Here is a 23,271-nt window from a genome sequence, read left to right on the forward strand (position 1 = left end):
TCCGCCCTCAAACTGTTACGGGGGCGGATGCCATACCCCGCGCCGGTCAGCTCGCCACGGGCAGGCAGGGTGCCAGTCGCAGCGCTGGCGACGGCCTCGTCGACTGGGTGCAAACCCTGCTTGGTGGTCGCCCGCAGCGGCGTGCCGATCTGGCCTTTAAAACCCGGCAAAGTGCAGCGCAGACGTTGTGGCTGGTGGTGGTGGATGCCTCTGCTTCAACCCGTCGGCATCAAGCGTTGAGCGATGCCAAAGGCTTGTTGGCCCAGCTGTTCGAAGATGCCTACCGCCAGCGCGCGCGGGTGGCCGTGATGAAGGCCAGCGGCAGTTCGCCTGTGTGGCAGGTCAGCGGGGAAAAGGCTTCGGCAGCGCTCAATGACTGGCTGGAACAGCTGGGCGCCGGTGGCGGGACTCCCTTGCTGCAAGCCCTGGAAGAAGTCTCGACGTGGCTGGCCATGCGGCGCAAACGGTTCCCGCAGGAACAACAGCGTTTTTTACTGGTGACGGACGGACGCTTGAAAGCCTGGTCGGCTCTACCGGCAATCGACTGTCCGGGGCTGCTGATCGATATCGAGCGGGGCCCGATTCGCTTGGGGCGCGCGCCTCAATTGGCGGCAGACTTGAATGCAGATTACCTGCACATTGATGGCTAACGGCTAACTAAATAGCCCGTGGGAGCTGGTCCGCTCCCACAGGGGCACGCAAACGGCTTTATGCAGGCATGACCCAAGGCTGCAGGGCATAGCCTTCGCTGCTGATTTCGGCACGGGCCTGGGCCAGCAGGCTTTCGAGCTGGGCAGCGTCTGCGCAGGCGCTGCGCGGGATCTGTTTGCGGCCGATACGGGTATTGGTACGGTCGATGACCGTAAGGCTCAACTCGCCGTGGCCATCCTGTGCAGCCCAGGCAACGCATTGAAACGGTTCAAAGGCGTGACCGGCAATCAAAAGAGCTTCGTTGAAACGGAGCGGGGCGTTCATAGGGTGTTCTCTCAAGTATGCCCATCAAGTGATTAACCGTCGGCTGGGCTTACCGTTCGGTTGGTTACTTGTACTGATGACCTCAGACCGGTATCAGGTCACACACTTTGCTCATTTTTTTAAAAGTTTTTTTATATGACTGATCCAGATCAATTTTCAGAGAGTGTACCCAGCGTCTTTCTACTTTGATCGGCCCTGCACAGTTTGATTGGCTATTAGCGTTATAAGCAAACAATCGAGAAAGCCCCCACTGCCTTGCTAAGGTTACGCGTAGGTATAACAAGGGACTGTTTTGAATGCGGTTTTATGTTTTTCTGGCGCCAAGGAACAGTCATGCTTGCAATGTCCTCTCCCCGACGTCTACTGGTGGTTGATCCCTGTGAAAATTGTCACGAGTTGCTCCCGGGCCTGCGCACCATCGGCTGGGCGGTAGACAGCTGCACGCTGGCAACGGTGGTCGACCGTTCTTGCGACGTTGGCCTGTTGAGGTTGCAACCTTTTCATCTGGAACGCCCTGAAGCCGTAAAAGACATGATCAGTCGCAGTGGCACCGAGTGGATTGCGGCGCTGACCCCTGATGTCCTGAAAATGAGCAATGTCGGGAATTTTGTCTGTGAATGGTTTTTTGACTTTCACACGTTGCCATTCGATGTCTCCCGGGTGCAGGTCACACTCGGCCGGGCCTTTGGCATGGCGTGCTTGCGCGGACAGGCGACAACCGCGCCCGATATACCACAAGATGAGCTGCTGGGTGACAGCCGCTCGATGCGCGACCTGCGCACGATGGTGAGCAAATTTGCACCCACCCAGTCGCCCATTCTGATTCGTGGCGAGAGCGGTACGGGCAAGGAACTGGTCGCCCGCACACTGCACCGTCAATCCCAGCGCAACGGCAAACCCTTTATTGCCATCAATTGCGGCTCGATACCCGACCATTTGATCCAGTCTGAATTGTTCGGCCATGAAAAAGGTTCCTTTACCGGTGCCCATCAACGCCGGGTTGGACGAATTGAGGCGGCCAATGGCGGTACGCTGTTTCTGGATGAGGTCGGAGACCTGCCATTGGAGCTGCAAGCCAGCCTGTTGCGCTTTTTGCAGGAAAAACACATCGAGCGAGTTGGCGGCAACCAGCCGATCCCCATCGATGTGCGTGTCCTGGCGGCGACCCATGTCGATCTGGAGACCGCGGTTGCCAATGGTCAATTTCGCGAGGACCTGTACTACCGCCTCAATGTGTTGCAAGTCACCACCTCACCCTTGCGCGAGCGTCATGGTGACCTGGCCATGCTGGCCAGTCACTTTGCCCGCTTCTACAGCCTGGAAACCGGTCGCCGCCCGCGTACGTTCAGTGATGAGGCCCTGATTGCCCTGGGCAATCATGCCTGGCCCGGGAACGTGCGCGAACTGGCCAACCGCGTGCGCCGCGGGTTGGTGATGGCCGAAGGACGGCAGATCGAAGCACATGACCTGGGTCTGGAATTGCGCCCGTTGCTCGTCGCCACGATGAACACCCTGGAACAATACAAGGACCGCGCCGAACGCCAGGCGTTGTGCGAGGTGTTGAACCTGCACAGCGATAATCTGAGTCTGGCTGCCAAGGTACTCGGGGTGTCGCGGCCGACGTTTTATCGATTGTTGCACAAGCATCACATCCGCTGAGCGGCAAAAAGGCCCGCAGCATTGCCATGCTGCGGGCCTTTTTTGTGAGCTAGAAGTAGTAAGGGAATTTCAGGCTGAACGTGAAGTCCGGCGCATCGTCGGTCATGCCAATCGACAGGTTGGGTACGATGGTCAGGTTATCGGTGGCCGCCACGGTCATGCCGATGTTGAAGTAACCGGCGTTGGCATCACTGGTAGTGACAGTTTGCCAGTCACCGCCATCCTGCTTGAGCTTGCTCTTTTTCTGAATCAGGTCGGATACGGAAAACGACATGCTCATTTTTTCGTTGAGGGCAAAAGCCACGCCGGCCCCAATCTGGAAGCTGTCACCCAGTTTGACCTTGCCGGGCTGCTTGAGGTTTTGCGTGGAACTGATGTCGTCAAATGACTCTTCGAGGTTGTGGGTGTACGACAGGGTGCCAAACAACACGGCCGGGTCGAAGGTCTTGACCAGGGAAATGGCGGGGCTGATCGACCATACACCGTTACCGGTAGGCAGGTCTTCAGGGGTAAATACGTTGGTATTGTCAACCGATTGAACCAGCTTGATCCCGAACGGATCCTTGCCGGTGGGTGCCTTGACGCGCACGCTGAACACCGCGTCCGGGGTATTGACCGATTCATCGAGGAACTTGTAGGCCACGCCGAAGTTGATATCACCGATGGTCGGGTCACGGGTGACCGTTTGCTCGGAAGTGGCTTGTGCATCACCGCCGTTGGCCCCGCCGGACTGGTAAGTACTCTCGCGGTAAATGACTGGCACGTTGACGTCGAACTGCCAGCGGTTGTCCAGGTTATAGCGACCGGTGAGGTCCAGGGTCCAGTTGTCGGCCTTGATCCGGTCCAGGTTCAGGTTGCCCAGGAAGATCGAGTCCAGGGCCAGGAAACCATTGAGGATCAACTGGCGGGTGTCATAGCGCGAATAAGTGATGCCGGTTTCGAAGCTGAACTTGCCACCGCCGAAGAACCCGCTGGCCTCATCGTAGAGGTTGACCACGCTTTGCGCCGGTGCGGAGTCATCCTTGAGTGCTTGCCCGTAAGAGCTGCCTGATACCGCAGCAGCGCCCCCTGCAGCACCACTGCTGGCTGCGGCTGCGGCAATACCCTGGTTGCCTTTCATGTCGGCCGGGGACTTGGCCAGGCGCTTGGGAGGAGGAGCCGCAGGCTGGTCCTCCACTTGTCGAACACGCTGTTCAAGTACAGCCAAGGCTTTTTGTTGTTGATCGTAACGCTGGCGTAGCTCCATAAGTTCTTTTTTCAGTAGCTCTACATCACTATCAGGGGCTGCAAAAAGCAGGGCTGACGGGAAAAGAGTGCTTATACATACAACTGCGCGAAAGGTAAGCGTTCGATGCATGAAATAGGCCGTCCAAAATAACTCGAATTATAAGAATTTGAGCCTAGTTCAATATCCCATGTTGCGAAGACCTTTTAGCGGACTCAAATCACAGTCCAGTGCGCCTGTACTGGGCAAGTTGTTGCGCAGCACCACATTAAGTTGGGTGAGGTTGTTAACCATATTGCTGCCGCCCAGTAGCGTGGTGTTCTGCAACACGCCGCCTTGGGCGATTTGTTGCAATGAACTGCCCTGGTTGTTGTTCGCCTGGATCGCTACCTGCACGCCACCACCGGTTGCAGAAACGGTCAGGTTACCTGCACCGCCCGTTTGGGTAACGGGGTTGTTGGCGCTCAGCAAGGTGCCTTGCTGGCTGACCACAGGGGCCTGGTTGGCCTCGCTGACATTGATGTCGACATTGTTATAGGCGCTGTTATTGTCACCCGCAGCCCTGACGCTCTGGGTTACGCCCTGGCCGGTGGTCAGCCCTGCGCCGCCGGTGACCGAACCAGTGCCGGCAGCGACATGTGCGCCGTTGCCGGGCGTGCTGTAGGTAGACACATAGAAGCGCGGTTCAACCGTGCTTTGCACCGTCATGGAGGCTTTGGCGCCGATAACATCGCCATTGCTGCTGGTCCAGGTGCTGTTCATCACCACGCCAAAACTGATGATCCGTCCGGGCATGACATAGCGGCCACGCAACTCGGACATTTCCTGGTCTTTCAATTCGACCGGTTTAAAGGCCGAAGCTGCCTGGACGGGCAGGCTGGTCGCAAGGCAGGCGGCAATCAGCCAGATGGGCATTTTCATGTGCTGCTCCAGGAGCCCTGGGCTCCGTAGTCATGCTGCGCACCTAAAAAAAGTCGCTTTGGATAAATCCGAAGTCCATAAGTTCTGCATCCTTTACCGGGCTGAAACCATCGAGCTGGTTTTTCGCCGTCAGCGGAGCAGGGGGCGTCAGTAATGCATTGGTCTTGTCGTAGCCGGGGCCGATGATGGCGAACACAATGCCATTCCAGCCCTTGAGGAAATCTTCATGGGAGTAGCGTTTGTGACCGAGCACCGGGTCGCCGATATACACCCAGTCTTTTTGCGTGCGCTGCAAGACCACAAAGTGCTTGTAGCCGCGAATGTCCAGCAGCACCACAACCGGTATATTCACACTTTCCAGGCTTTGGGCCGGAATCCGGTAACCGCGGGCGCGCATGCCGATGCTTTCGACGTAGCGTTTCATGTCGAGCATGGAAAACCCCTGGGTGCGCACCAGATCCTGATCGGCGTTTTGCAGCATGCCCTTGATGATCTGGTCTTCGTTGACATCCAGCCAGTAGGCCTGGCGCAAAATCGTGGCCAATGCAGCTGCGCCACAACTGAAGTCAGTTTTTTGCTCGACGATATCCGCAAAACGCCGCTCACGAATGCTCTGTACGTGCTTGAACACCAGGTTGCCCCCGGGCATGGCGGCGATCGGCATTTGCGCGGCCTGGCTCATACCGGTCAGGCAGAACAACAGGCTGAGGGCGACAATACGCATGATTGATACGCCTGGCAGGGGAGTGAAAAGGGTCTCGTGAACGAGACCCTTCGTGTGCTGTCGCGATTACATGCAGACTTTGCAGCCTGCCGCGATGGACAGCGAGTTGCTTTGCTGGTTGCCCACACCCGCTGCGATGTTGGCACCGCCATTGCCCGAAATGCCATTGAACGAATGGTCCATGGTGGCATTGTTGACGACTGGCGTTTTGTTGTTGTTCCAGCTTGGCCCTTGCGACCAGGTATTCACATTGCTCAGATAAGAGGCACCGGCCTCGTTGATCACCGACAGGTTGTTCGAGGTTTGGCTGGCAGTTGCGCCAGCGGTGGCGATGCGGCCATTGGAAACGGCGATGGCCAGGTTGTTTTTCTGTTGGTTGAAGTCGCCGGCAGCCACGTTTATACCCACGTTGCCCGAACTGCCGTTGCCGGAGCTTTTGAGCAGGGCGTTGTTTTGTGTGCCGTAATTGTGGTCGTTGTTGTGGCTGTTGGTCTGGGTGACGCTGGTCAGGGACGCGGCGGTACCAAACACAAAGGTTTCATCTGAGGTGGCTATTGCCGCGGCATTGTCTTGTTGGTTGCCGGAACCGGCGGCGGCGTTGACGCCCATGTTGCCTTCAGCACCTTTGACCGAGTCTTTGACGGTCGCGGTGTTTTTGATCGCCTTGTTGGTCACTTTGTTGTTGTGACTGTTTTGCGAGTCGATCACAACTGCAGCCGCCGACGCATTAGGATCCAGCGTATAAGATGGCGGGTTGGATGGCGGTGGTGGGCCATCGTTGTGGGCCTGTGCTGCAACGGACAGAAGGGCGGCCATGGCGAATGCCAGAGGTTTCAAAGCGCTTGAAGGTTTCATGGTGATTCTCCGTGCTTCATTAGTTGTGTTAAGTGTTGGCACTTTCTAATTGCACTGCGTTGTTATCGGGTCAATCAGCAACCCGGATATTCAGGGTGTTAGCCATGCGGTTCCCCACCCCGGCACTCTGGTTCAACTGCACCACCCCTCGGCTGCCGGTGAAGGCCTGATCGCTGTTGACGATCTGGCGACTGCCGCTGGCGGGGAGTGCGGTACCCGAGTTTGGTAGCGCCACGTTCTGTTGGGACAGGGCGCTGTCGTCGATGCCTTGCGGCTGGGCACTGATGCCGACCCGTACTGCATTAACCATTTGATTGTTGGCCCCGGCGGACTGGTTGATACCAATCGCGCCGCTGCCGTTACTGAAAGAGTTGCCGCCAATCGCGGCCCTGGCATTGAGCGCGGGGTCGGTCGCCGTGGTGATTTTTTGACTGACCGCAGTACTGGCCTTGGCCGCGGTACCGATGGCCACGGCGCGTACGTTGACCTGTTGCTGCTGGTCGCCAGCTGCCTGGTTGAGAGTCACGTTGCCGTGGTAACCGGCGCCGGAATTGTCGATGGTGGCGTTGTTATCAGAAGCTGCCAGCGCGCTGGACGTGGCTATCAGCGCGGCAATCAGCACAGGCAGGCGGCAGGCAGTCATGTTATTTCCCCTGACTCAGTGCAGAGAGCGGCCGCATGCCCTGTTCGATGCTGTTACCTATGGTGTTGGACAGGGTGCCGCCGCTGCCGCCACCGTGGCCGTTGCTCATGCCTGGCAGGCCGTTGCTGGTGTTGAGCCCGGGCAATGTGTTGCCAGAAGGCATGATGCTACGGCTGAGTGCAGTACCACTGCTGACGCTGGCAAAATCACCATCACTCAGCTCGCGGGTGGCACCCATGACCTGGACCAAGGGGCTGGCATTGACGGTGAGCGGGTCGGGATCTGGGTGCATGGGCGGATTGCCCACTGCATGGGGCTGCACGGTACGGGTCAGGATAATTTCGCCGTTGCCAGCGGCCTGAACAACGCTGCACCAGCCCAGCAAGACGCCGATGCTGCACGCCATCAGCAGCTGACTATGACCACGACTTGTATGCCCCATGAAGTGTGCTCCCTTTGCGCCGCTGACCCAAGTCAGCGTGATAAGGAGAGAGCATTAGCTGTGCCACTTTTAATTTAATCTTTGGAAACAACAGCACGCAGCGCGATGACTGTCAGGGGCTTGATCAGCTGTAACGAACTTGAGAGGGCGGGCAGCAGGCCACACGCTTGCGCAATAAGGGCCCAACTGTTTTTTGCGTAAAATGAGGGGGTGTTTCAAGAACTTTACAAATTCGCAAGTTGTGCTTCAGGCCCGTATTTTAGCGGCTTCACGAAATTTTCATGTATCAGCAACGGACATGGGCAGCAAGCTGAAACCATTAAGTGGTTTGTGTGCCAGTTGTTTATTGTAAACAACACAACTTAATGACTAATACTTGCGCAATAAGTTTCTGCGCAACTCAATAATTGTTCGACGGCGGCACAGGCATGCTGTTGCCGGGCATGCCAGTTTCCGGTTATCACCTGTACGGGTTGTTGATGATCGGTGAGCCATTGAAGGCTGGCCGCAAAAAACGCCTGACGTTCCGTAAGCGAGGGTTGGCAGCGCTGGCCGTCAGCGGTCCACTCCACATCGTCAGGGGACAGCAGCAAATGCAGGTCGTAGTGACGTTTGAGCAATTCGGCTTCAAGCCAAGCGGGGCAGTCGCCAAACAGGGTCTGGCTCCAGAGGATATTGCTGAGCAAATGAGTATCCAGAATCAGCAGTCCGGGTTGTTTGGCGCGCGCCTCGTCTTCCCATCGAAGCTGCCCGCGAGCGATGTCCGGAATATCAGCCAGGCAGGTATCGCGTGGGTTCTGCTCGATAAAGTAGCGCACATACTCGCCCACCATGGTGCCGCCAAAGCGCTGCTGCAAAAGCGCGGCGAGCCAGCTCTTGCCGCTTGATTCCGGCCCCGCCAGTACCACCACCTTCATGTGCGCAGCGCCGGGTCGCGGCGCCAGTCACGCCAGCCCTGGATGGCAATCAGGGTAAACAGCGCGTACAGGCCGGCGGTGAAGTACAGGTCCTGCCAGGCGAAAAAACCGATATAGAGCACATCGATTACGCACCACAGTGCCCAGCACTGCAGGCGCTTTTGTGCCATCCACAATTGCGCAACCAGGCTGAAGGCGGTCAGCGTGGCATCTGACCAGGGAAATGTGGAGTCGGTCCAGTGAGCCATTGCTGCGCCGAGCGCCACGCTGCCGATGGCGCCTGCAACCACGCCGCCGAGCACTTGCAAGGTACTTAAACGGCTGACCATACGGCCTTCGTGCTGCGCTCCCGAGCGGGTCCACTGCCACCAGCCATAGACTTGCAGCAGGGCAAAAAACACCTGCAAAAGCATGCCGGAATACAGCTTGATCTCAAAAAATATCCAGCTGTAAAGCAGCACCATCACCAGGCCAATGGGCCAGCACCAGGGGTTCTGTTTGACTGTCAACCAGACGGCAATGACGCCGAGCGCGGCGGCAAACAGTTCGAGCCCTGACATTGGGATTCCTGGGATAAGAGAGAAGGGCGGGGATTGTAACCGCAGGCGCAATGTTTGTGGTCTGCCGTTTTGCTGTAGTTGTGGGAGCGGGCTTGCCCGCGATGATATCGACGCGCACTGCCTGACAGACCGCAGCGCTTGCATCGCGGGTAAGCCCGCTCCCACAGGGTCAAGGCAGATGCAGCAACACGTAGTCGTTCTTGTCGAAGCGCCCGCTCAGTGCCGGTGCCAGATTGCCCAACGCGGTGCCTTGCAGGGCTTGATAATCCTTGAGGTCCATGATGATCCAGGCCGGGGGCGGCAAGGCGGCAAGCTCTGTTGGCGACTGGGTGAACAGTGGCAGCAGGTCACGGTTGACGTTGACCATGAACTTGATCGCCTTGGCGTCCTTGCCCATGCCGTGCAGCACCACCGGCGCCGGGGCCTGGTCGATCAGTTGCAGCGCCTTGAGGGTAAAGGTACGGGTATCGTAGAGGCTGCGTTCGGCAGGTTCGAAGACCATGATGTAGCTGCTCCACAGCGCCAGTACTGCGCAGGCTGCCAGCCCGGCAACACGCCATTTGGCCTTGAGCAACAAGGCAATGGCCAGAACCTGCAGAACCACCAGCACGACGAAAATGACCGTCAAGGACGGAAGTTCATCGCCAAAACGCTTGCGTACCACCATCAGGCCAACTATCAGCAAACCCGGCAGCAGCAGCAACAACCCTTGAATCAAGCCGCGCAGGCCAGCAAACACTCGCCCGTTCACGACCTGGAACGGGTAGGCCGCAATAATCGCGGCCATCGGCAACATGGGCAGCAGGTAGCGGGCTTTTTTCGCCTGGGGAATCGACAGCCCGATCATCACGACCAAAGCCGCGGCAACGCAGTATTTGACCAGTTGCAAGGCCGGGCCAGAGTGATGGCGCCCGGTAATCAGGATTGCCAGCAGCACCGCCACGGCGAGCGGATACGCCAGCGCGTAGTTGCCCATGGAGCTGGTGAAGTAGTACAGCACGCTGCTGGCGCCTTCGGTGCCGTCCATGCGCCCGGTGACTTGCATGCGGATCACTTCGTGTACAAAGGCTTCGCCGCCACTGAGCCAGGCCAGCAGCAACAGGGTGCCTATGCACGCTATCAGCAATACCAGCGCTTGCAGCCCGAAGCTGATCAGGCGGCGCCACTGGCCATTGAGCAGGTAATAACTGCACAGGATACCGGTGGGGATCACCAGGCCGATCGGCCCGCGAATGGCGAAGCCCAGCACCAGCAGGGCCAGCAGCCAGAAATGTCGGCGCGGTGCAGCAAAGTGATCATGGGAGTAGGCCAGGTAAAAGGCACTGAAACTGACGGCGGCGAGCATCTGGTCCAACGATACCGCACGGGTTTCGGTGACAAAGGTCATGCTCAGCAACAGCAGCGCCACGCTGACCAGCGCCCAGGTTCGCGATTGCGCCGCAACCAGGCGATACATCAAGGTCACAATCGTAGCGCTGGCAAAGGCCGAGGGCAGCCATGCGGTGAGGCTGGTGACTTTGCCGAAGGGCAGCGACAGCAACCAGGTGATCACTGTCGAGGTGGCGCTGTAATCCGCATAGGGCTGGCCGTAGGTGGTCGGGAAAAAACCGGGGCCGTTGCGCAGCATTTCGTTGGCAAACATGACAAAGCGCGAATCAAAGCCGATCGCTGCCTCCTGATGGTTGCCCAGGATAAACAGCAGCAGGGCGAGCGCGCCCAGCATCAGCGATTGCCTGCGCAGGGTGAGCAGGGCTGGGGAGGTGAAAGCGGCAGGCATGTCGAGTCTCCTTGACTCATCGCAGCGCACATGAAAACGCCGCCATTGTTGCCAATGGCGGCGCTGCTAGATCATTAAAGGGCTGTCGAGCCTACCGGCAAGTTGCAGGACTCGCCTCGCCCCATCGGGAAGTACTGCAAGCCGATCTTGGCCAGGCGCTCGCCGTCATACAGGTTGCGCCCGTCAAAGATCACCGGAGTATTCAGGCGCTGCTTGATCAGGTCGAAGTCCGGCGCCTTGAATTGCTGCCACTCGGTACACACGATCAATGCGTCGGCGCCGTTGAGGGTCGACTCTGGCGTGCCCATCAGGCTCAGGCGCGGCTCGTCGCCGTACAGGCGCTGGGTTTCCTGCATGGCTTCGGGGTCGAAAGCGCGCACATTGGCCCCGGCAGCCCACAGGGCCTCCATCAATACGCGGCTGGGTGCGTCGCGCATATCATCGGTGTTGGGTTTGAACGCCAGGCCCCATAACGCAAAGGTCTTGCCTTCAAGGTTGCCCTTGAAGAACGCGTTGATGCGTTCGAACAGCTTGTGCTTCTGCCGCTCGTTGATCGCTTCGACTGCTTGCAGCAGATCGCTGGAGCAATTGACCTGCTGGGCACTGTGGATCAGCGCGCGCATGTCTTTGGGGAAACACGAGCCGCCATAGCCGCAGCCCGGGTAGATGAAGTGATAGCCAATGCGCTGGTCGGCGCCAATGCCCAGGCGCACGGCCTCGATGTCGGCGCCCAGGTGCTCGGCCAGTTCGGCAATCTGGTTGATAAAGCTGATCTTGGTTGCCAGCATGCAGTTGGCGGCGTATTTGGTCAGCTCGGCGCTGCGCAGGTCCATGAAAATGATGCGGTCATGGTTGCGGTTGAACGGGGCGTAGAGGTCACGCATGACCTCGCGCACTTCATCGCGGGCGCAACCAATGATGATACGGTCCGGGCGACGGCAGTCGGTGACGGCGGAGCCTTCCTTGAGAAATTCCGGGTTGGACACTACGTCAAATTGCAGCGTGCGCCCGGCCTGTTCCAGGGCCTTGTTGATATGGGCGGTGAGGGCATCGCCGGTGCCCACGGGCACGGTGGATTTCTCCACCAGGATCAGCGGCTCCTTGCGGTGGCGGGCAACGGCGTCACCAACGGAGAACACCTGGCCCAGGTCAGCCGAGCCATCTTCGCTTGGCGGCGTGCCCACGGCGATAAACAGTACCTGGCCGTGTTCGACGGCGGTTTTTTCGTCGCTGGTAAAACGCAGGCGCTTGCTTTCGAGGTTTTCGCGCACCAGGGCGGAGAGCCCCGGCTCGAAAATACTGACGTGGCCTTGTTGCAGTGACTCGACCTTTTTCTGGTCAATGTCCATGCAGATCACATCGTGGCCGACTTCCGCCAGAACCGTCGCCTGCACCAGGCCTACATAACCACTACCAAATACACTGATTTTCATGCGCAGTTCCTGCGGGTACGTCGAGAATTGATGGTCAGCACCCCCAGAATGACCAGTGTCACTCCAAGGGTTTTTGAAAGGGTGAAGCTTTCATGGAATACCGGCAGGCTCGCCGCCAGCAGGTACACCAATGCATAGCTGATACTCAGCAGCGAATAGGCGCGGCCCAGCGGCAAGTCGCGCAGGGCCAGCAACCAGCACAGCATCGACAGGGCATACGCAACGATCGCGGCAAACACCACGGCCAAAGCCATCAGCGAGACATCGCCCTGGCTGATGGCGGCCAGCCATTGAGCCGGCTCAGGCAGGCGCGTCATGCTCCAGCGCATGCCCAGTTGGGCACCACTGACCAGCAACACGCTGCCTGAAGCAAAAGCAAATCCACGGTACAGGCTCATGCGTGTTGCCCCAGCAAAACCACCCCGGCAATCACCAGCCCGACGCCCAACCAATGGCGCAGGTCGATGGTTTCCTTGAACAGGTAGCGGGCCACCAGGGTAATCAGTACAAAATTCAGGCTGAGCATCGGGTAGGCAACCCCGACCTCAAGCCGTTGCAGCACCAGCAACCACACCAGCAAGCCCAAGCCCAGGCACAGCAGTGCCAGCCATAACCAGGGTGAGCGCAGTTTTTGCCCCACTCCGGTGTCAACCCCGCGCCAGCCTTCGACCGCGTACTTCTGGGCGATCTGGCCGGCACAGGTCAACAGGCATGCCAACAGCAATAGCGTCAGGGTCATGGAGCAATCTGCGGGTAAATCAGAATCACCATATTGCCTTCGTCATAGCGTTTGGCATCTTTGGGCAGCTCGTCCATTTCATGGCTTTCATCGCTGTCCTTGACGCGCATCACCACGCCGACCGGGCCTTTGCGGCGGGCATCCGCCATCCACTGGCCCACTTCGGCCAGGCCAATGCTTTTGCCCTTGGCATCGTCGTAGGTCAGGCCGTACTTGACCTCACCCTGGGTGTTGTAGAGCGTCACGTCGGGGCGGCGCAGGCGCCAGGCCAGGGCAGAAGCGGCGCCCAGGTCGTTGCTGAGGAAGGTTTTGGCCTGGGACAGCTCATCCTTATGTTCAAGGACAAACTGGTCAGGCATTTTGTTGTGCACCACGCTGGTCGGCATGGCGGCTGGCAGCAGCAGTACCAGAACACCCATTGCCAGCGCCGGCGCAGCCCACATTTTCAACGGTTTGCTCAATGTCAGCAGGCCGGTGATGATCCACGTCAGCAGCACCACGACCAGCAGGGCCATATGCAGCGGTTCGTTGTCATAGAACGGCTGCTTGACCTGGAAGTACACCAGGGCCAGCAATGCCGCAATGCCGCCGATCAGGTTGAGCGCGCCATTAAAGCGCAGGGCGCTGGTTTTGGCCTGTTCAACCCGTTGTATCATCGCGTGGCCCAGCAGCAGCGCCAGCGGCAGCATGCACGGCATGATATAGGTCGGCAGCTTGCCCTTGCTCAGGCTGAACAAGCCCAACGGCAGCAGCAGCCACAGCAGCAGGAACACAATGCTTGCATGACGCTTGTTGTTCCAGGCGTCCTTGAAGGCAACCGGCAACAGGGCTGCCCAGGGCAGGCTGGAGACCACCAGCAGCGGCAGGTAGAACCACCACGGGCGACCGTGCTGGGCGTCGTCACCGGCAAAGCGGCGGATATGCTCGTGCCAGAAGAAGAAACGCCAGTAGTCAGGCTCCTGGGCGTGTACTGCCAGCACCCACGGCAGCGAGACAATGGCCGCTACCAGCATGGCCACCAGGCCGTATTTGACCAGCTCCAGGAAGCGCTTTTGCCACAGCATGTAGGGCAGGGCAATCAGTACCGGCAGCAGCAGGGCCAAGAAGCCCTTGGTCATAAAGCCCATGCCGCAGGCAAAACCCAGTACCGCCCAACTGATCAGGCGATCACGGCTGGAGCTGCTGTCGACGGCAAACCACAGCGCTACCATACTCAGGTTGACCCACAGGGTGAACTGCGGATCGAGGTTGGAATAACCCGCCTGGCCGGCAATCAGGCCAAAGGTCATGTACACCAGGGCACAGGCAAAGCTCTTGCGCGGGTCATTCCACAGGCGGCGGGCCACGGCATAGGCCAGGAACACGCTCAAGCCGGTGGCAATGGCCGAGGCAATACGCACACCGAACAGGTTTTCGCCAAAAATGGCCTGGCCGATGGCAATCATCCAGTAACCGGCAATCGGCTTCTCGAAGTAGCGCAGGTCCATGAAGTGCGGCGTGACCCAGTTGCCATCGATCAGGATTTGCTGGCCGATCTGTGCATAGCGCGTTTCGTCAGGGATCCACAGGCCGTGGGTACCCAGCGGCAACAGGTAAAAGGCGATAAAGGCCAGAACCAGCAGCGGTATTGTCCAGCGTGACGTCATGGCTTCTGCACTCCCAACCAGCCTTCTCGGCCTTCCAGTACGCCACGGCTCAACTGCCCGGCGGGCAGGCTGTCGAGGTCGGCGGGGAGCAGGTCGCGCAGGGGGTGAAAGTGAATGTCTCGCGCACGGGCTTGCGCCAGCAATTGACGGAAGTCGTTGGCCATTAGAATCCCTTCTACTTCAGCGTGAATGGTGTACGCATTCAGCTTTTGCGGGCTGAAGCGATCAAGAATGAATGAATTGAAGTCGGCGGCACTCAGCTCTGGCCCGACCACTTCATCGAACGTGGGTAAATCCACAGGGATTTGCGGCGCGCCCAGCCTGCCGTCGGCCAACCTTGGCCGAAACAGACTGTGCCCGCGGCAATCACTGTTGTAGCGAAAACCAAAGGTTTCCTTGGCCTGGACCACGCGTTCGTCAGCACGCCAACCGGCGGCGGCCGAGCATTCGACAGCCTCCCCGGTGATGTCGCTCAGGGTGTCGACACCCCGGCGGATCTGGTCGATCAGCTGCGCTTCGCTCCAGCGTGCGGTGTTGGCCTGCCAGCCGTGGTGATCCCAGGCGTGCAGGCCGACCTCATGGCCAGCGGCCAGGGTCTGGCGCATCAAGTGCCCCAGATCCTTGCCGATCGGTTTGCCCGGCCAGGCGGTGCCGGCGAGCAAAATATCCCAGCCATAAAGGCTGGCGGCCTTGGAGCGCATCATTTTCCAAAAGAACTGGGGCTTGATCAGCCGCCATAAATGGCGACCCATGTTGTCGGGCCCCACGCTGAAAAAAAACGTGGCCTTGATCTGGGCTTCGTCGAGCAGCTCGAGTAACCGCGGAACCCCCTCACGGGTTCCGCGGTATGTGTCGACATCAATGCGTAGTCCAGCTTGCATCAGCGTTTTTCCGCGATTTCTACCATGGCTTCACGCAGGAAGAAGTCCAGGGTCTTGCCAATGGTTTCGCTCAGTTCTGTGGTCGGCGTCCAGTCGATCAGGCGACGGGCGTTTTCCACGCTTGGCTTGCGATGGCTGACGTCCTGGTAGCCAGTGCCGTAGAACGACTGGCTTTCAACATCACGGAAACCGGCAAACGGCGGGAAGTTGTCACGCAGCGGGTGCGCTTCGAACTGACGCAGCAATTCTTCGCCCAGTTGACGAATGCTGGCTTCGTTGTCCGGGTTGCCGATGTTGATGATCTGGCCGTCGCACTTGCCACCCTTGTTGTCGATGATGCGTGCCAGGGCTTCGATGCCGTCGGCCACGTCGGTGAAGCAGCGTTTTTGTTCGCCGCCGTCTACCAGACGGATCGGGGTGCCTTCCACCAGGTGCAGGATCAATTGGGTGATGGCGCGCGAGCTGCCAACCCGTGCCGAGTCCAGGCGGTCAAGACGCGGGCCCATCCAGTTGAACGGACGGAACAGGGTGAACTTCAGGCCTTTCTGGCCGTAGGCCCAGATTACGCGGTCCAGCAGCTGCTTGGAGACCGAGTAGATCCAGCGTTGCTTGTTGATCGGGCCAACGATCAGGTTGGAGGTGTCTTCGTCGAAGTTCTTGTCCTGGCACATGCCATACACTTCGGATGTGGACGGGAAGATCACGCGCTTGTTGTACTTGACGCAGTAGCGCACCAGCTTGAGGTTTTCCTCGAAGTCCAGTTCGAATACGCGCAACGGGTTGCGGGTGTATTCGATTGGCGTGGCGATCGCCACCAGCGGCAGGACCACGTCGCACTTCTTGATGTGGTATTCGATCCACTCGGTGTGGATGCTGATGTCGCCTTCCACGAAGTGGAAGTTGGGGTGGCTGCGCAGGCGGTCGATGGCGTCGGAGCCGATGTCCAGGCCATACACTTCGTACTGGTCGTCCTGCAGCAGGCGCTCGGACAAGTGGTTACCGATAAAGCCGTTGACACCCAGGATCAGCACGCGGGTGCGGCGTGCCGGGCGGCCGGACTCAGCGCCACGCAGGCGCGAACCTTCCACCAGGCCCAGCTCGCGGGCCAGTTGCGGGCCGCTCAGATACAGGCCATTGTCATTGCGCTGGCCGGCAGTGATGACCAGCGAGTCTGTGCCGCAGGCAATGCGCAGCGGGTCGCAACTGATGACCTGGCCAGGTGCATGGCCCTGGTTGCCGGCAACCACTTCGGCGCCCCAGACGATCAGCTTGTGCTCGCCCACGGCGCAGAAGGCGCCCGGGTACGGTTGAGTGACAGCGCGCACCAGGTTGAACAGTTCTTCAGCCGGGCGGGTCCATTGCAGCAGGCCGTCAGCCGGAGTGCGGCGACCGAAATAGGTGGCCTTGGATTCGTCCTGCGGGGTTTCGGTCAGCTTGCCTTGCGGCAGCAGCGGCAGGGCCTCGGCCAGCAGTTGGGCAGCGGTTTCGCGCAGCTTGGCGTGCAGGGTCAGGGCGGTATCCGAGCGTTCGATGCTGATGCGCTGCTGGGCCAGGATGTCACCCGCGTCGGCGCGCTTGACCATGCGGTGCAGGGTAACGCCGGTTTCGGTTTCGCCGTTGACCAGCACCCAGTTGGCCGGTGCGCGGCCACGGTAGCGCGGCAGCAGCGAACCGTGCAGGTTGAAGGCGCCCTTGCTGACGCTGGCCAGCAGCTCTTCGCCCAGCAGGTTGCGGTAGTAGAACGAGAAAATGTAATCGGCGTTCAGTTTGCGGATACGTTCGATCCACAACGGGTGGTTGGCGTCTTCAGGGGCGTGGACCGGGATGCCTTTACGCGCACACAGTTGCGCGACGGAACCGTAGAAGTTGTTTTCCTTGGGGTCGTCAGCATGGGTGAACACAGCAGAAATTTCATAGCCTGCACTGAGCAAGGCTTCGATGCCTGTGCAGCCAATATCGTGATAGGCGAAAACAACGGCTTTCAAACTCATGATTGGACCTGTGTCGAAGTAGAAGAAGTCGGGGTGCTAGTTGTAACCGAAGAAGTTGCAGGTTCGGCGCGCACGATTTTCTCGATGAAGAACCGTGGCCGTGCGCGAACATCGCTGTACATGCGGCCCAGGTATTCACCCAGAAGGCCCATGCCGATAAATTGGCCACCGGTAAAAACGAAGAGCACCGCAAACAGCACGAAAGTGCCGTCGCCTGCCCAGCTTGCACCGAAGATCAGCCGCAACATGATCAGCGCGACAGCGAACAGCGCGCCCAGTGCAGCCATGCTGAAACCGATGATGCTCAGCAGGCGCAGGGGGGTGGTGGTCATGCAGGTGATCAGGTCGAACATCAGGTTGATCAGGCGCATGGCGCTGTACTTGGAGTCGCCGTGCTCACGCTCGGCGTGCTCGACCAGCACCTCGGTGGTGTGGCGGGCAAAGCTGTTGGCCAGGATCGGGATAAAGGTGCTGCGCTCGCGGCAGGCCAGCATGGCGTCGACGATGCTGCGGCGATAGGCGCGCAGCATGCAGCCGTAGTCGCTCATGGCAACCCCGGTGGAGCGCTGCACGGCCAGGTTGATCAGGCGTGAAGGCCAGCGGCGCCAGGCAGAGTCCTGACGGTTGTTACGTACCGTACCCACCACGTCGTAGCCCAGTGCAGCCTGTGCCACCAGCCGTGGAATTTCCTCCGGCGGGTTTTGCAGGTCGGCATCCAGGGTGATCACCACGTCGCCTTTGGAATGCTCAAAGCCGGCCATGATTGCGGCATGCTGGCCGTAGTTGCGGTTGAGGATCACGGCAACCACCGGGCTGCCTTCACGCGCGGCGGCGTCTTCGAGGATTTGCGCCGATTTGTCCCGGCTGCCATCGTCGACCAGGACGATTTCATAGGCCTGGCTCAATTGGGCGCAGGCGGCTTCGGTGCGGCGCAAGAGTTCGGGAAGGCTTTCTTCTTCGTTGTAGACCGGAATGACGATCGACACACACTGGATTGGGTAGGGTTTCAAGGTATTCGTTCCAGTCAGTTTCAATGGCACAAGACGACATGTCTTTGTTGACCAAACTCGGGGCACTGCAAAGACTCTGGCCCTTTACGAGTAAAGCCGTTTTTTAACAAAGGTAAAGTCGTTCTAAAGCGTTATCTACATGATTTTGTTGCAAACTCTTCGGGCTTTGCCTGATGGGCTGTTGCATACGTTAAACGCCTCCTTGTGAAAAACCTATGAAAGTTGGATCAACAGCGCGTCCTTTCTAAACGCTAGACAGGTGCTATTCAGGAAAGTAATTACAGTACCCAAAGTTTGCATGACAGTACGATAGTGGTTTTCATGAATCAGAAGATTCTTACATTGCTTGAACGATTTTGAACAGTGACCTGGCGCAGGTTTTAAACTCTGTGAGTAATAAATACGGGAATAATGGCACAGCGCCAACCTGCGGATATGTGACGTAAGTCACATCGGTTGGCGCTGTAAAAAGCCTTGAATCAGTTCAAGCCAAGCTTGCCGCGCAGGGTCGACAGGTCTTCAGCCAGGGTATTGACCGGTCCGACAAGGGCCTTGCGGTCGTTTTCCTTGACCTTGTCGTAGGTCTCAAAACCGCCATCGGCGGTTTTGTATTTGGCCAGGATGGAGTTCACCGTGGCGAAGTTTTTATCCACCTTGGCAGCAAAAGCCTTGTCGCTTTGCTCGATTTGCGTGCGGAACAGGTCAAAGATTTTTTTCGCGCCGTCGACGTTGCCCTGGAAGTCATACAGGTCGGTGTGGCTGTAACGGTCTTCCTCGCCGGAAATCTTGGTAGCGGCCACTTCTTCCATCAGCGCAGCGGCACCGCCCACGACTTTCTCTGGCGGGAAGGTCAGCCCGGCCACGCGGGCTTGCAGGTCCTTGACGTCGCTGTTCAGGCCGTCCGCGAGCTTGTCGAGGCCCTGGGTGCTGTTCTGCGCGAACAAACTGTATTCGATGCGGTGAAAACCGGTGAAATCGAGTGCGGTGACGCCTTTTTCGTGGTCATCGACCCGTGAGTCTATCGAGGCGTCAAGGTCGCTGAACAGCTCGGCAATTGGCTCGATCGACTCGTAGTACACCCGGGTTGGCGCATAGAGTTTCTTCGCCGTGGCCAGGTCACCTTTTTTCACTGCATCGGTGAATTTTTGCGTGTTGCTGGCCAGTTCATCCAGTTGTTCGGTGACGTAGATCTTGTAGTCCGACACAGGTTGCACCAGGTCCAGTGGCGCAGTGGCGGCCAATGCCGAGAGCGGGGTGTGGAGCAAGCCCAGGGCCAGGAACAGCGCGAGCGGGGTCTTCTTCATGGGACTTTTTCCGGTGAGGTTAAGGTTCAGGTGCGTGTTGCAGCTTCAAGCAGCGAGCGGCCGATAAAATCCTGCCCGTCGCGTACACCCGGCAGGGTGAAGAAATAGCCGCCCCCTACAGGCTTGAGGTATTCCTCCAGCGGCTCGCCGTTGAGGCGGGTTTGCACGGCGATAAAGCCTTGCTCCAGGTCGCGCTGGTAGCAAATGAACAGCAGGCCCATGTCCAGCTGGCCGTTTTTGTTGACGCCATTGGAGTAATTGAACGGCCGGCGCAGGATCAGGCTGTTGCGCGTTTGCGCGGTGCGCGGGTTGGCCAGGCGGATATGGGCGTCGAGCTTGGTTAGCTTGCCGTGGGGGTCCTTGCTGTAATCCGGTACGTCGGTTTCCCGAGTCCCGTCCATAGGAGCGCCGCTGGCCTTGGTGCGGCCAAAGATGCTTTCCTGTTCCTGCAGCGGGGTGCGGTCCCAGCGTTCAACGAAATTGCGGATGATGCGCACCGCCTGATAGCTGCCATTGACTGCCCACTGCAGTTCGTCGCTGCCGGGCTGGACCCAGACAATCTGGTTCATGGCCGTGTTGTCGTTGGAGTCGGGGTTGGCCGAGCCGTCACGAAAACCCAGGAAGTTACGGGCACTTTGCGCCGGTTCACCGGGCTTGGCCGGGGCTTGGGGCGGCACGGTGCCTTCCTGTTTCCAGCGCACCAGCAGCAGGTCAGGCAGGTTTTTTACAATGTCGCGCAAGGCGTGGATATTGGTGTCCGCGGTATTGGCGCAAAACTGCAGGCTCAAGTCGCCGTGGCACTGGGCCGGATCCAGGGCATCGTTGGGGAAGCCTTGCATGCGGCTGAGGCGCTTGGGCTTTACCCTGGACAGGCCAAACCGCTCATCGAACAGGGACTCGCCCACGGATACGGTGATGGTCAGGTTGTCCGGGGTGACCACCGGGCCCAGGATGCCCGAGTCCACGGGCGGCAGCTTGGGGTCGACCTGGGCGACCGGCCCGCCTTTTACCAGAAAGGCGATGCGCTCATTGAGGGTGCGCAGCAGGCGTTCGAGGTCTTCGCGGTTCGTGGCCAACACATCAAAGGCCACCAGCATGCCTGCGGCCGGGCGCGGGGTGACGATGCCGTTCTGGTGCAGGCCGTAAAAGTCGTGGTGGTCCTGGGTCTTGTCGCTGCTGGGGGCCTGGGCGACCTGCGCATTGCCGGGGTTGCTGGCGGCCAGGGCCGGGCAGCTTAGCGCACCGCCGGCCAGGGCGGCACCGGCGACGCCCATGCCCATGAGAATGCGCCGGCGCTGAAGGTTGAACTCGTTCGGGGTGTGTTGTGAATCGCTCATGTGCGTCTCGTCTGCAATTACAGGCCGCTAAGGCCGAGGGCGGGATCGATTCCATCGAGTGCATCGGCCAGAGCCTTGGCCTTGTGACTGATTTGCTGGCGTTGCCCGGCATTGACCGTGTCGTAGGTGTTGAAGCCCTGCGCCGTTTTCAAACCGTCGAGCTCGGCGTCCAGCGCTGCACTGGCGTCATCAATGGTGCGCAGCAGATCGGCATTGTTCTTGGTCAACAGGGGGCGCAGCAGATCGACCACTTTGTGCGTTACCTGCAGGTTGGCGGCAAAGCCATTGAGGTCGATATGGCTGTAGCGTTCCTCTTCACCGCTGCCGGCACGGGTATCGGCCAGATTGTGCAGGGTGCGGGCGACGATGCTGACCAGTTGCTCGGGCGGCAGCGACTGGGCCAGCAACTGTTGCTTGAGCAGTACGCTATTGGCCTGCAACTGTTGCGCAATGGGCGTCAGGCCCTGGGTACTGCGCTGCTCGAACAGGCCGTACTCAAGGCGGTGGAAGCCGATAAAGCCCGGGTCCTGTTCGCGTTTTTCGAAATAGTCGGCGCGGGCGTTGATGCTGTTGTCCAGTTCGGCCAGGCGCTGTGCTGCCGGGGCCAGGCGCTGGTACGCCTCGCGAGCCGGTACATACAAGGCTTGGGCCTGAGCCAGGTCGCCTGTGGCAATGGCCTGGGACAGAGCATCAACGGCCTTGATCAGGGCATTGCCCTGGCTGCTCAGGTAAACCCGGAACTCCGACAGCGGGCCAATAAATGCCACCATGGCCGGCCGTGCCCTGGCGCTGGCTTCGGACGCTGCGGTTGGGGTTACATGCAGGGTGCCGCGTGGATTGCTGAGCAGGCCGCAGGTGATCGCGTAGTCGCCGGGGGCGAGTGTGGCGTTGATCACCTGGCTCAGGCCCGGGGCGATATTTTCCCGTTCTTCGACCACCAGCACGCCGTCGAGAATTTCCCATTCCACTGCGCGTTCGGAGGCATTGACGATACGAAAGCTGTTAAAGCCGGCAGGTACCGTCAGTGCGTTGGGTTCGCAACTGTGGGGGTTGATGGTCACGGTGACTTCATTGCCGTGAACCTTGCGCTTGGCCGCAGCCAGTTGCGAGGCGTAGTAGAACAACCCGCCGGCCGCGATCATCACGATCACCGAGCCGGCCACCGCCCAGCGCAAGGCGCGTGGCGGTGTACCGCTTGCAGGGGTAGGCATGCTTGACCTTATGGGGTTGTGACTGAAGAAGAGTGGGCGGTCTTGGGCGGTGCCGGCGAGCGAAAGAACATCACCAGCGTCACGACCAGATAAATCACATAAGCACCGAGCACGCTGACCGTGGGGGCGTCCTGGTAGCCGAACATCCCGGCGAGCACCGAGCCCAGCGGGCCATCCATCGGCAGGTGGGCACTGATGTCAAAGACCACGTCTTGCCAGTGGTTCCACAAGCCTGCCTCGTGCAGGGCCTGCACCGAATTGGCCAGGATGCCAGCGGCGACCACGAGGATAAACAGCCCGGTCCAGCGGAAAAACAGACCGAGATTAAGACGCATGCTGCCGCTGTAGATGGCAAAGCCCACGCCAATCGCCAGGATCAGCCCGAGCAGGGCGCCAATCGGTGCGCCGGGGCCTTCGCTTTGCTGGAAAACAGCGAGCAGGAAAAACACGGTTTCGAGCCCTTCGCGGGCGACGGCGAAGAAGACCATTGCGATCAAGGCCGTGACCTGATGCTTGGAGCCGGCGAGAGCGTGGTCGAGGGAGGTGTGCAACGAGTGTTTGATCGAGCGGGCGACCTTGCGCATCCAGAACACCATTGAGCTGAGAATGCCGACGGCGACAAGGCCGACAATGCCTTCAAACAGTTCCTGCTGCTTTTGCGGGAATTCGGCGCTCATCAACTCCAGCCCACCGCCCACCAGCAACGACAGGGCGGCAGCGAGGAAGACCCCGATCCATACAGCGGGCATCCATTGCCCACGACCGGTTTGCTTGAGATAACTGGCAATGATGCCGACGATAAGCGCGGCCTCAATCCCTTCGCGCAGCATGATCAGAAATGGAACCAGCATGGTGGGCTACCGCGTCACAAATTAGATAGGGTGCTAATTTGTAACATATTGATACGTATTGCCAAACAAGAATCGATTGCATTTGCTGAACGGTAGCTGAACGAAGATGGGTGTGTCTATTCAGCTTTTGTGGGGGAGGTCTGCTTGTGGGAGCGGGCTTGCTCGCGATG

At 59.2% G+C, this 23,271-nt stretch carries 23 protein-coding genes; 2 read left to right on the plus strand and 21 right to left on the minus strand.

What is annotated here, in order from left to right; all coding sequences use genetic code 11:
- Nucleotides 1-107 precede the first annotated feature (107 nt).
- Complete coding sequence (locus BLU25_RS02855; protein ID WP_016780867.1) at nucleotides 108-650, plus strand: vWA domain-containing protein; 543 nt, start codon at nucleotides 108-110, stop codon at nucleotides 648-650.
- Nucleotides 651-708: 58 nt separating this feature from the next.
- On the opposite strand, the gene BLU25_RS02860 is transcribed toward BLU25_RS02855, so the two are convergent.
- Nucleotides 709-975 (minus strand): hypothetical protein, encoded by a 267-nt coding sequence (locus tag BLU25_RS02860; RefSeq protein ID WP_016780868.1) that lies wholly within the window; start codon nucleotides 973-975, stop codon nucleotides 709-711.
- A 333-nt stretch (nucleotides 976-1,308) separates the two neighbouring features.
- Between BLU25_RS02860 and BLU25_RS02865 the strand changes: the two genes are divergently transcribed.
- Nucleotides 1,309-2,634 (plus strand): sigma-54 dependent transcriptional regulator, encoded by a 1,326-nt coding sequence (locus tag BLU25_RS02865; protein ID WP_029611403.1) that lies wholly within the window; start codon nucleotides 1,309-1,311, stop codon nucleotides 2,632-2,634.
- A gap of 49 nt (nucleotides 2,635-2,683) precedes the next feature.
- Here the strand turns inward: BLU25_RS02865 and BLU25_RS02870 are convergent, their stop codons facing one another.
- The 20 genes from BLU25_RS02870 to efeU all read right to left on the minus strand — a co-directional run bounded on the left by BLU25_RS02870 (nucleotide 2,684) and on the right by efeU (nucleotide 23,101).
- Nucleotides 2,684-3,991, minus strand: coding sequence for a hypothetical protein (locus BLU25_RS02870; protein ID WP_029611404.1), 1,308 nt, complete (start codon nucleotides 3,989-3,991; stop codon nucleotides 2,684-2,686).
- 48 nt (nucleotides 3,992-4,039) lie between these two features.
- The gene (locus BLU25_RS02875) at nucleotides 4,040-4,780 is read right to left on the minus strand and encodes a hypothetical protein (protein ID WP_016780871.1); all 741 of its coding nucleotides are present in this window, start codon (nucleotides 4,778-4,780) and stop codon (nucleotides 4,040-4,042) included.
- Between the two features lie 43 nt (nucleotides 4,781-4,823).
- The gene (locus BLU25_RS02880; protein ID WP_016780872.1) at nucleotides 4,824-5,504 is read right to left on the minus strand and encodes a C39 family peptidase; all 681 of its coding nucleotides are present in this window, start codon (nucleotides 5,502-5,504) and stop codon (nucleotides 4,824-4,826) included.
- A 66-nt stretch (nucleotides 5,505-5,570) separates the two neighbouring features.
- Entirely contained in the window at nucleotides 5,571-6,359 is a 789-nt protein-coding gene (locus tag BLU25_RS02885) for a hypothetical protein (RefSeq protein ID WP_016780873.1), read from the minus strand.
- Nucleotides 6,360-6,429: 70 nt separating this feature from the next.
- A complete protein-coding gene (locus BLU25_RS02890; RefSeq protein ID WP_016780874.1) occupies nucleotides 6,430-7,002 on the minus strand; it encodes a hypothetical protein in 573 nt (190 codons plus the stop codon).
- Nucleotide 7,003: 1 nt separating this feature from the next.
- Nucleotides 7,004-7,444 (minus strand): hypothetical protein, encoded by a 441-nt coding sequence (locus BLU25_RS02895; RefSeq protein ID WP_016780875.1) that lies wholly within the window; start codon nucleotides 7,442-7,444, stop codon nucleotides 7,004-7,006.
- A gap of 362 nt (nucleotides 7,445-7,806) precedes the next feature.
- Nucleotides 7,807-8,361: an AAA family ATPase gene (locus tag BLU25_RS02900; RefSeq protein ID WP_016780876.1), complete on the minus strand. Its 555-nt coding sequence runs from the start codon at nucleotides 8,359-8,361 to the stop codon at nucleotides 7,807-7,809.
- Nucleotides 8,358-8,921: a nicotinamide riboside transporter PnuC gene (gene pnuC, locus BLU25_RS02905; RefSeq protein ID WP_016780877.1), complete on the minus strand. Its 564-nt coding sequence runs from the start codon at nucleotides 8,919-8,921 to the stop codon at nucleotides 8,358-8,360. Before pnuC ends, BLU25_RS02900 begins: the two co-directional genes overlap by 4 nt.
- A gap of 169 nt (nucleotides 8,922-9,090) precedes the next feature.
- The gene (locus BLU25_RS02910) at nucleotides 9,091-10,698 is read right to left on the minus strand and encodes an ArnT family glycosyltransferase (RefSeq protein ID WP_083369512.1); all 1,608 of its coding nucleotides are present in this window, start codon (nucleotides 10,696-10,698) and stop codon (nucleotides 9,091-9,093) included.
- Nucleotides 10,699-10,772: 74 nt separating this feature from the next.
- Nucleotides 10,773-12,131: a UDP-glucose dehydrogenase family protein gene (locus BLU25_RS02915; RefSeq protein WP_083369513.1), complete on the minus strand. Its 1,359-nt coding sequence runs from the start codon at nucleotides 12,129-12,131 to the stop codon at nucleotides 10,773-10,775.
- Nucleotides 12,128-12,529 carry a 4-amino-4-deoxy-L-arabinose-phosphoundecaprenol flippase subunit ArnF gene (gene arnF, locus BLU25_RS02920; protein ID WP_016780880.1) on the minus strand — a complete coding sequence of 134 codons (402 nt, stop codon included), beginning with the start codon at nucleotides 12,527-12,529 and terminating at the stop codon, nucleotides 12,128-12,130. Before arnF ends, BLU25_RS02915 begins: the two co-directional genes overlap by 4 nt.
- The gene (gene arnE / locus BLU25_RS02925; protein WP_016780881.1) at nucleotides 12,526-12,870 is read right to left on the minus strand and encodes a 4-amino-4-deoxy-L-arabinose-phosphoundecaprenol flippase subunit ArnE; all 345 of its coding nucleotides are present in this window, start codon (nucleotides 12,868-12,870) and stop codon (nucleotides 12,526-12,528) included. Before arnE ends, arnF begins: the two co-directional genes overlap by 4 nt.
- Nucleotides 12,867-14,516, minus strand: a complete 1,650-nt coding sequence (gene arnT / locus BLU25_RS02930) for a lipid IV(A) 4-amino-4-deoxy-L-arabinosyltransferase (RefSeq protein WP_083369514.1) — start codon at nucleotides 14,514-14,516, stop codon at nucleotides 12,867-12,869. Before arnT ends, arnE begins: the two co-directional genes overlap by 4 nt.
- Nucleotides 14,513-15,397 (minus strand): 4-deoxy-4-formamido-L-arabinose-phosphoundecaprenol deformylase, encoded by an 885-nt coding sequence (arnD, locus tag BLU25_RS02935; RefSeq protein ID WP_016780882.1) that lies wholly within the window; start codon nucleotides 15,395-15,397, stop codon nucleotides 14,513-14,515. The genes arnT and arnD overlap by 4 nt, the downstream gene beginning before the upstream one ends.
- Complete coding sequence (gene arnA / locus BLU25_RS02940) at nucleotides 15,397-17,388, minus strand: bifunctional UDP-4-amino-4-deoxy-L-arabinose formyltransferase/UDP-glucuronic acid oxidase ArnA (protein ID WP_016780883.1); 1,992 nt, start codon at nucleotides 17,386-17,388, stop codon at nucleotides 15,397-15,399. The genes arnD and arnA overlap by 1 nt, the downstream gene beginning before the upstream one ends.
- On the minus strand, nucleotides 17,385-18,398 hold the full coding sequence (gene arnC / locus BLU25_RS02945; RefSeq protein ID WP_029611405.1) for an undecaprenyl-phosphate 4-deoxy-4-formamido-L-arabinose transferase: 1,014 nt from the start codon (nucleotides 18,396-18,398) through the stop codon (nucleotides 17,385-17,387). Before arnC ends, arnA begins: the two co-directional genes overlap by 4 nt.
- Nucleotides 18,399-18,877: 479 nt before the next feature.
- Nucleotides 18,878-19,702 (minus strand): iron uptake system protein EfeO, encoded by an 825-nt coding sequence (efeO, locus tag BLU25_RS02950; RefSeq protein WP_016780885.1) that lies wholly within the window; start codon nucleotides 19,700-19,702, stop codon nucleotides 18,878-18,880.
- A gap of 26 nt (nucleotides 19,703-19,728) precedes the next feature.
- Nucleotides 19,729-21,039: an iron uptake transporter deferrochelatase/peroxidase subunit gene (gene efeB, locus BLU25_RS02955; protein WP_016780886.1), complete on the minus strand. Its 1,311-nt coding sequence runs from the start codon at nucleotides 21,037-21,039 to the stop codon at nucleotides 19,729-19,731.
- A gap of 17 nt (nucleotides 21,040-21,056) precedes the next feature.
- On the minus strand, nucleotides 21,057-22,250 hold the full coding sequence (gene efeO, locus BLU25_RS02960; protein ID WP_016780887.1) for an iron uptake system protein EfeO: 1,194 nt from the start codon (nucleotides 22,248-22,250) through the stop codon (nucleotides 21,057-21,059).
- Nucleotides 22,251-22,258: 8 nt separating this feature from the next.
- Entirely contained in the window at nucleotides 22,259-23,101 is an 843-nt protein-coding gene (efeU, locus tag BLU25_RS02965) for an iron uptake transporter permease EfeU (protein WP_016780888.1), read from the minus strand.
- Nucleotides 23,102-23,271: the final 170 nt, after the last annotated feature.

This window comes from Pseudomonas fragi (genome assembly GCF_900105835.1).
GTDB classification, from domain to species: Bacteria; Pseudomonadota; Gammaproteobacteria; order Pseudomonadales; family Pseudomonadaceae; genus Aquipseudomonas; species Aquipseudomonas fragi.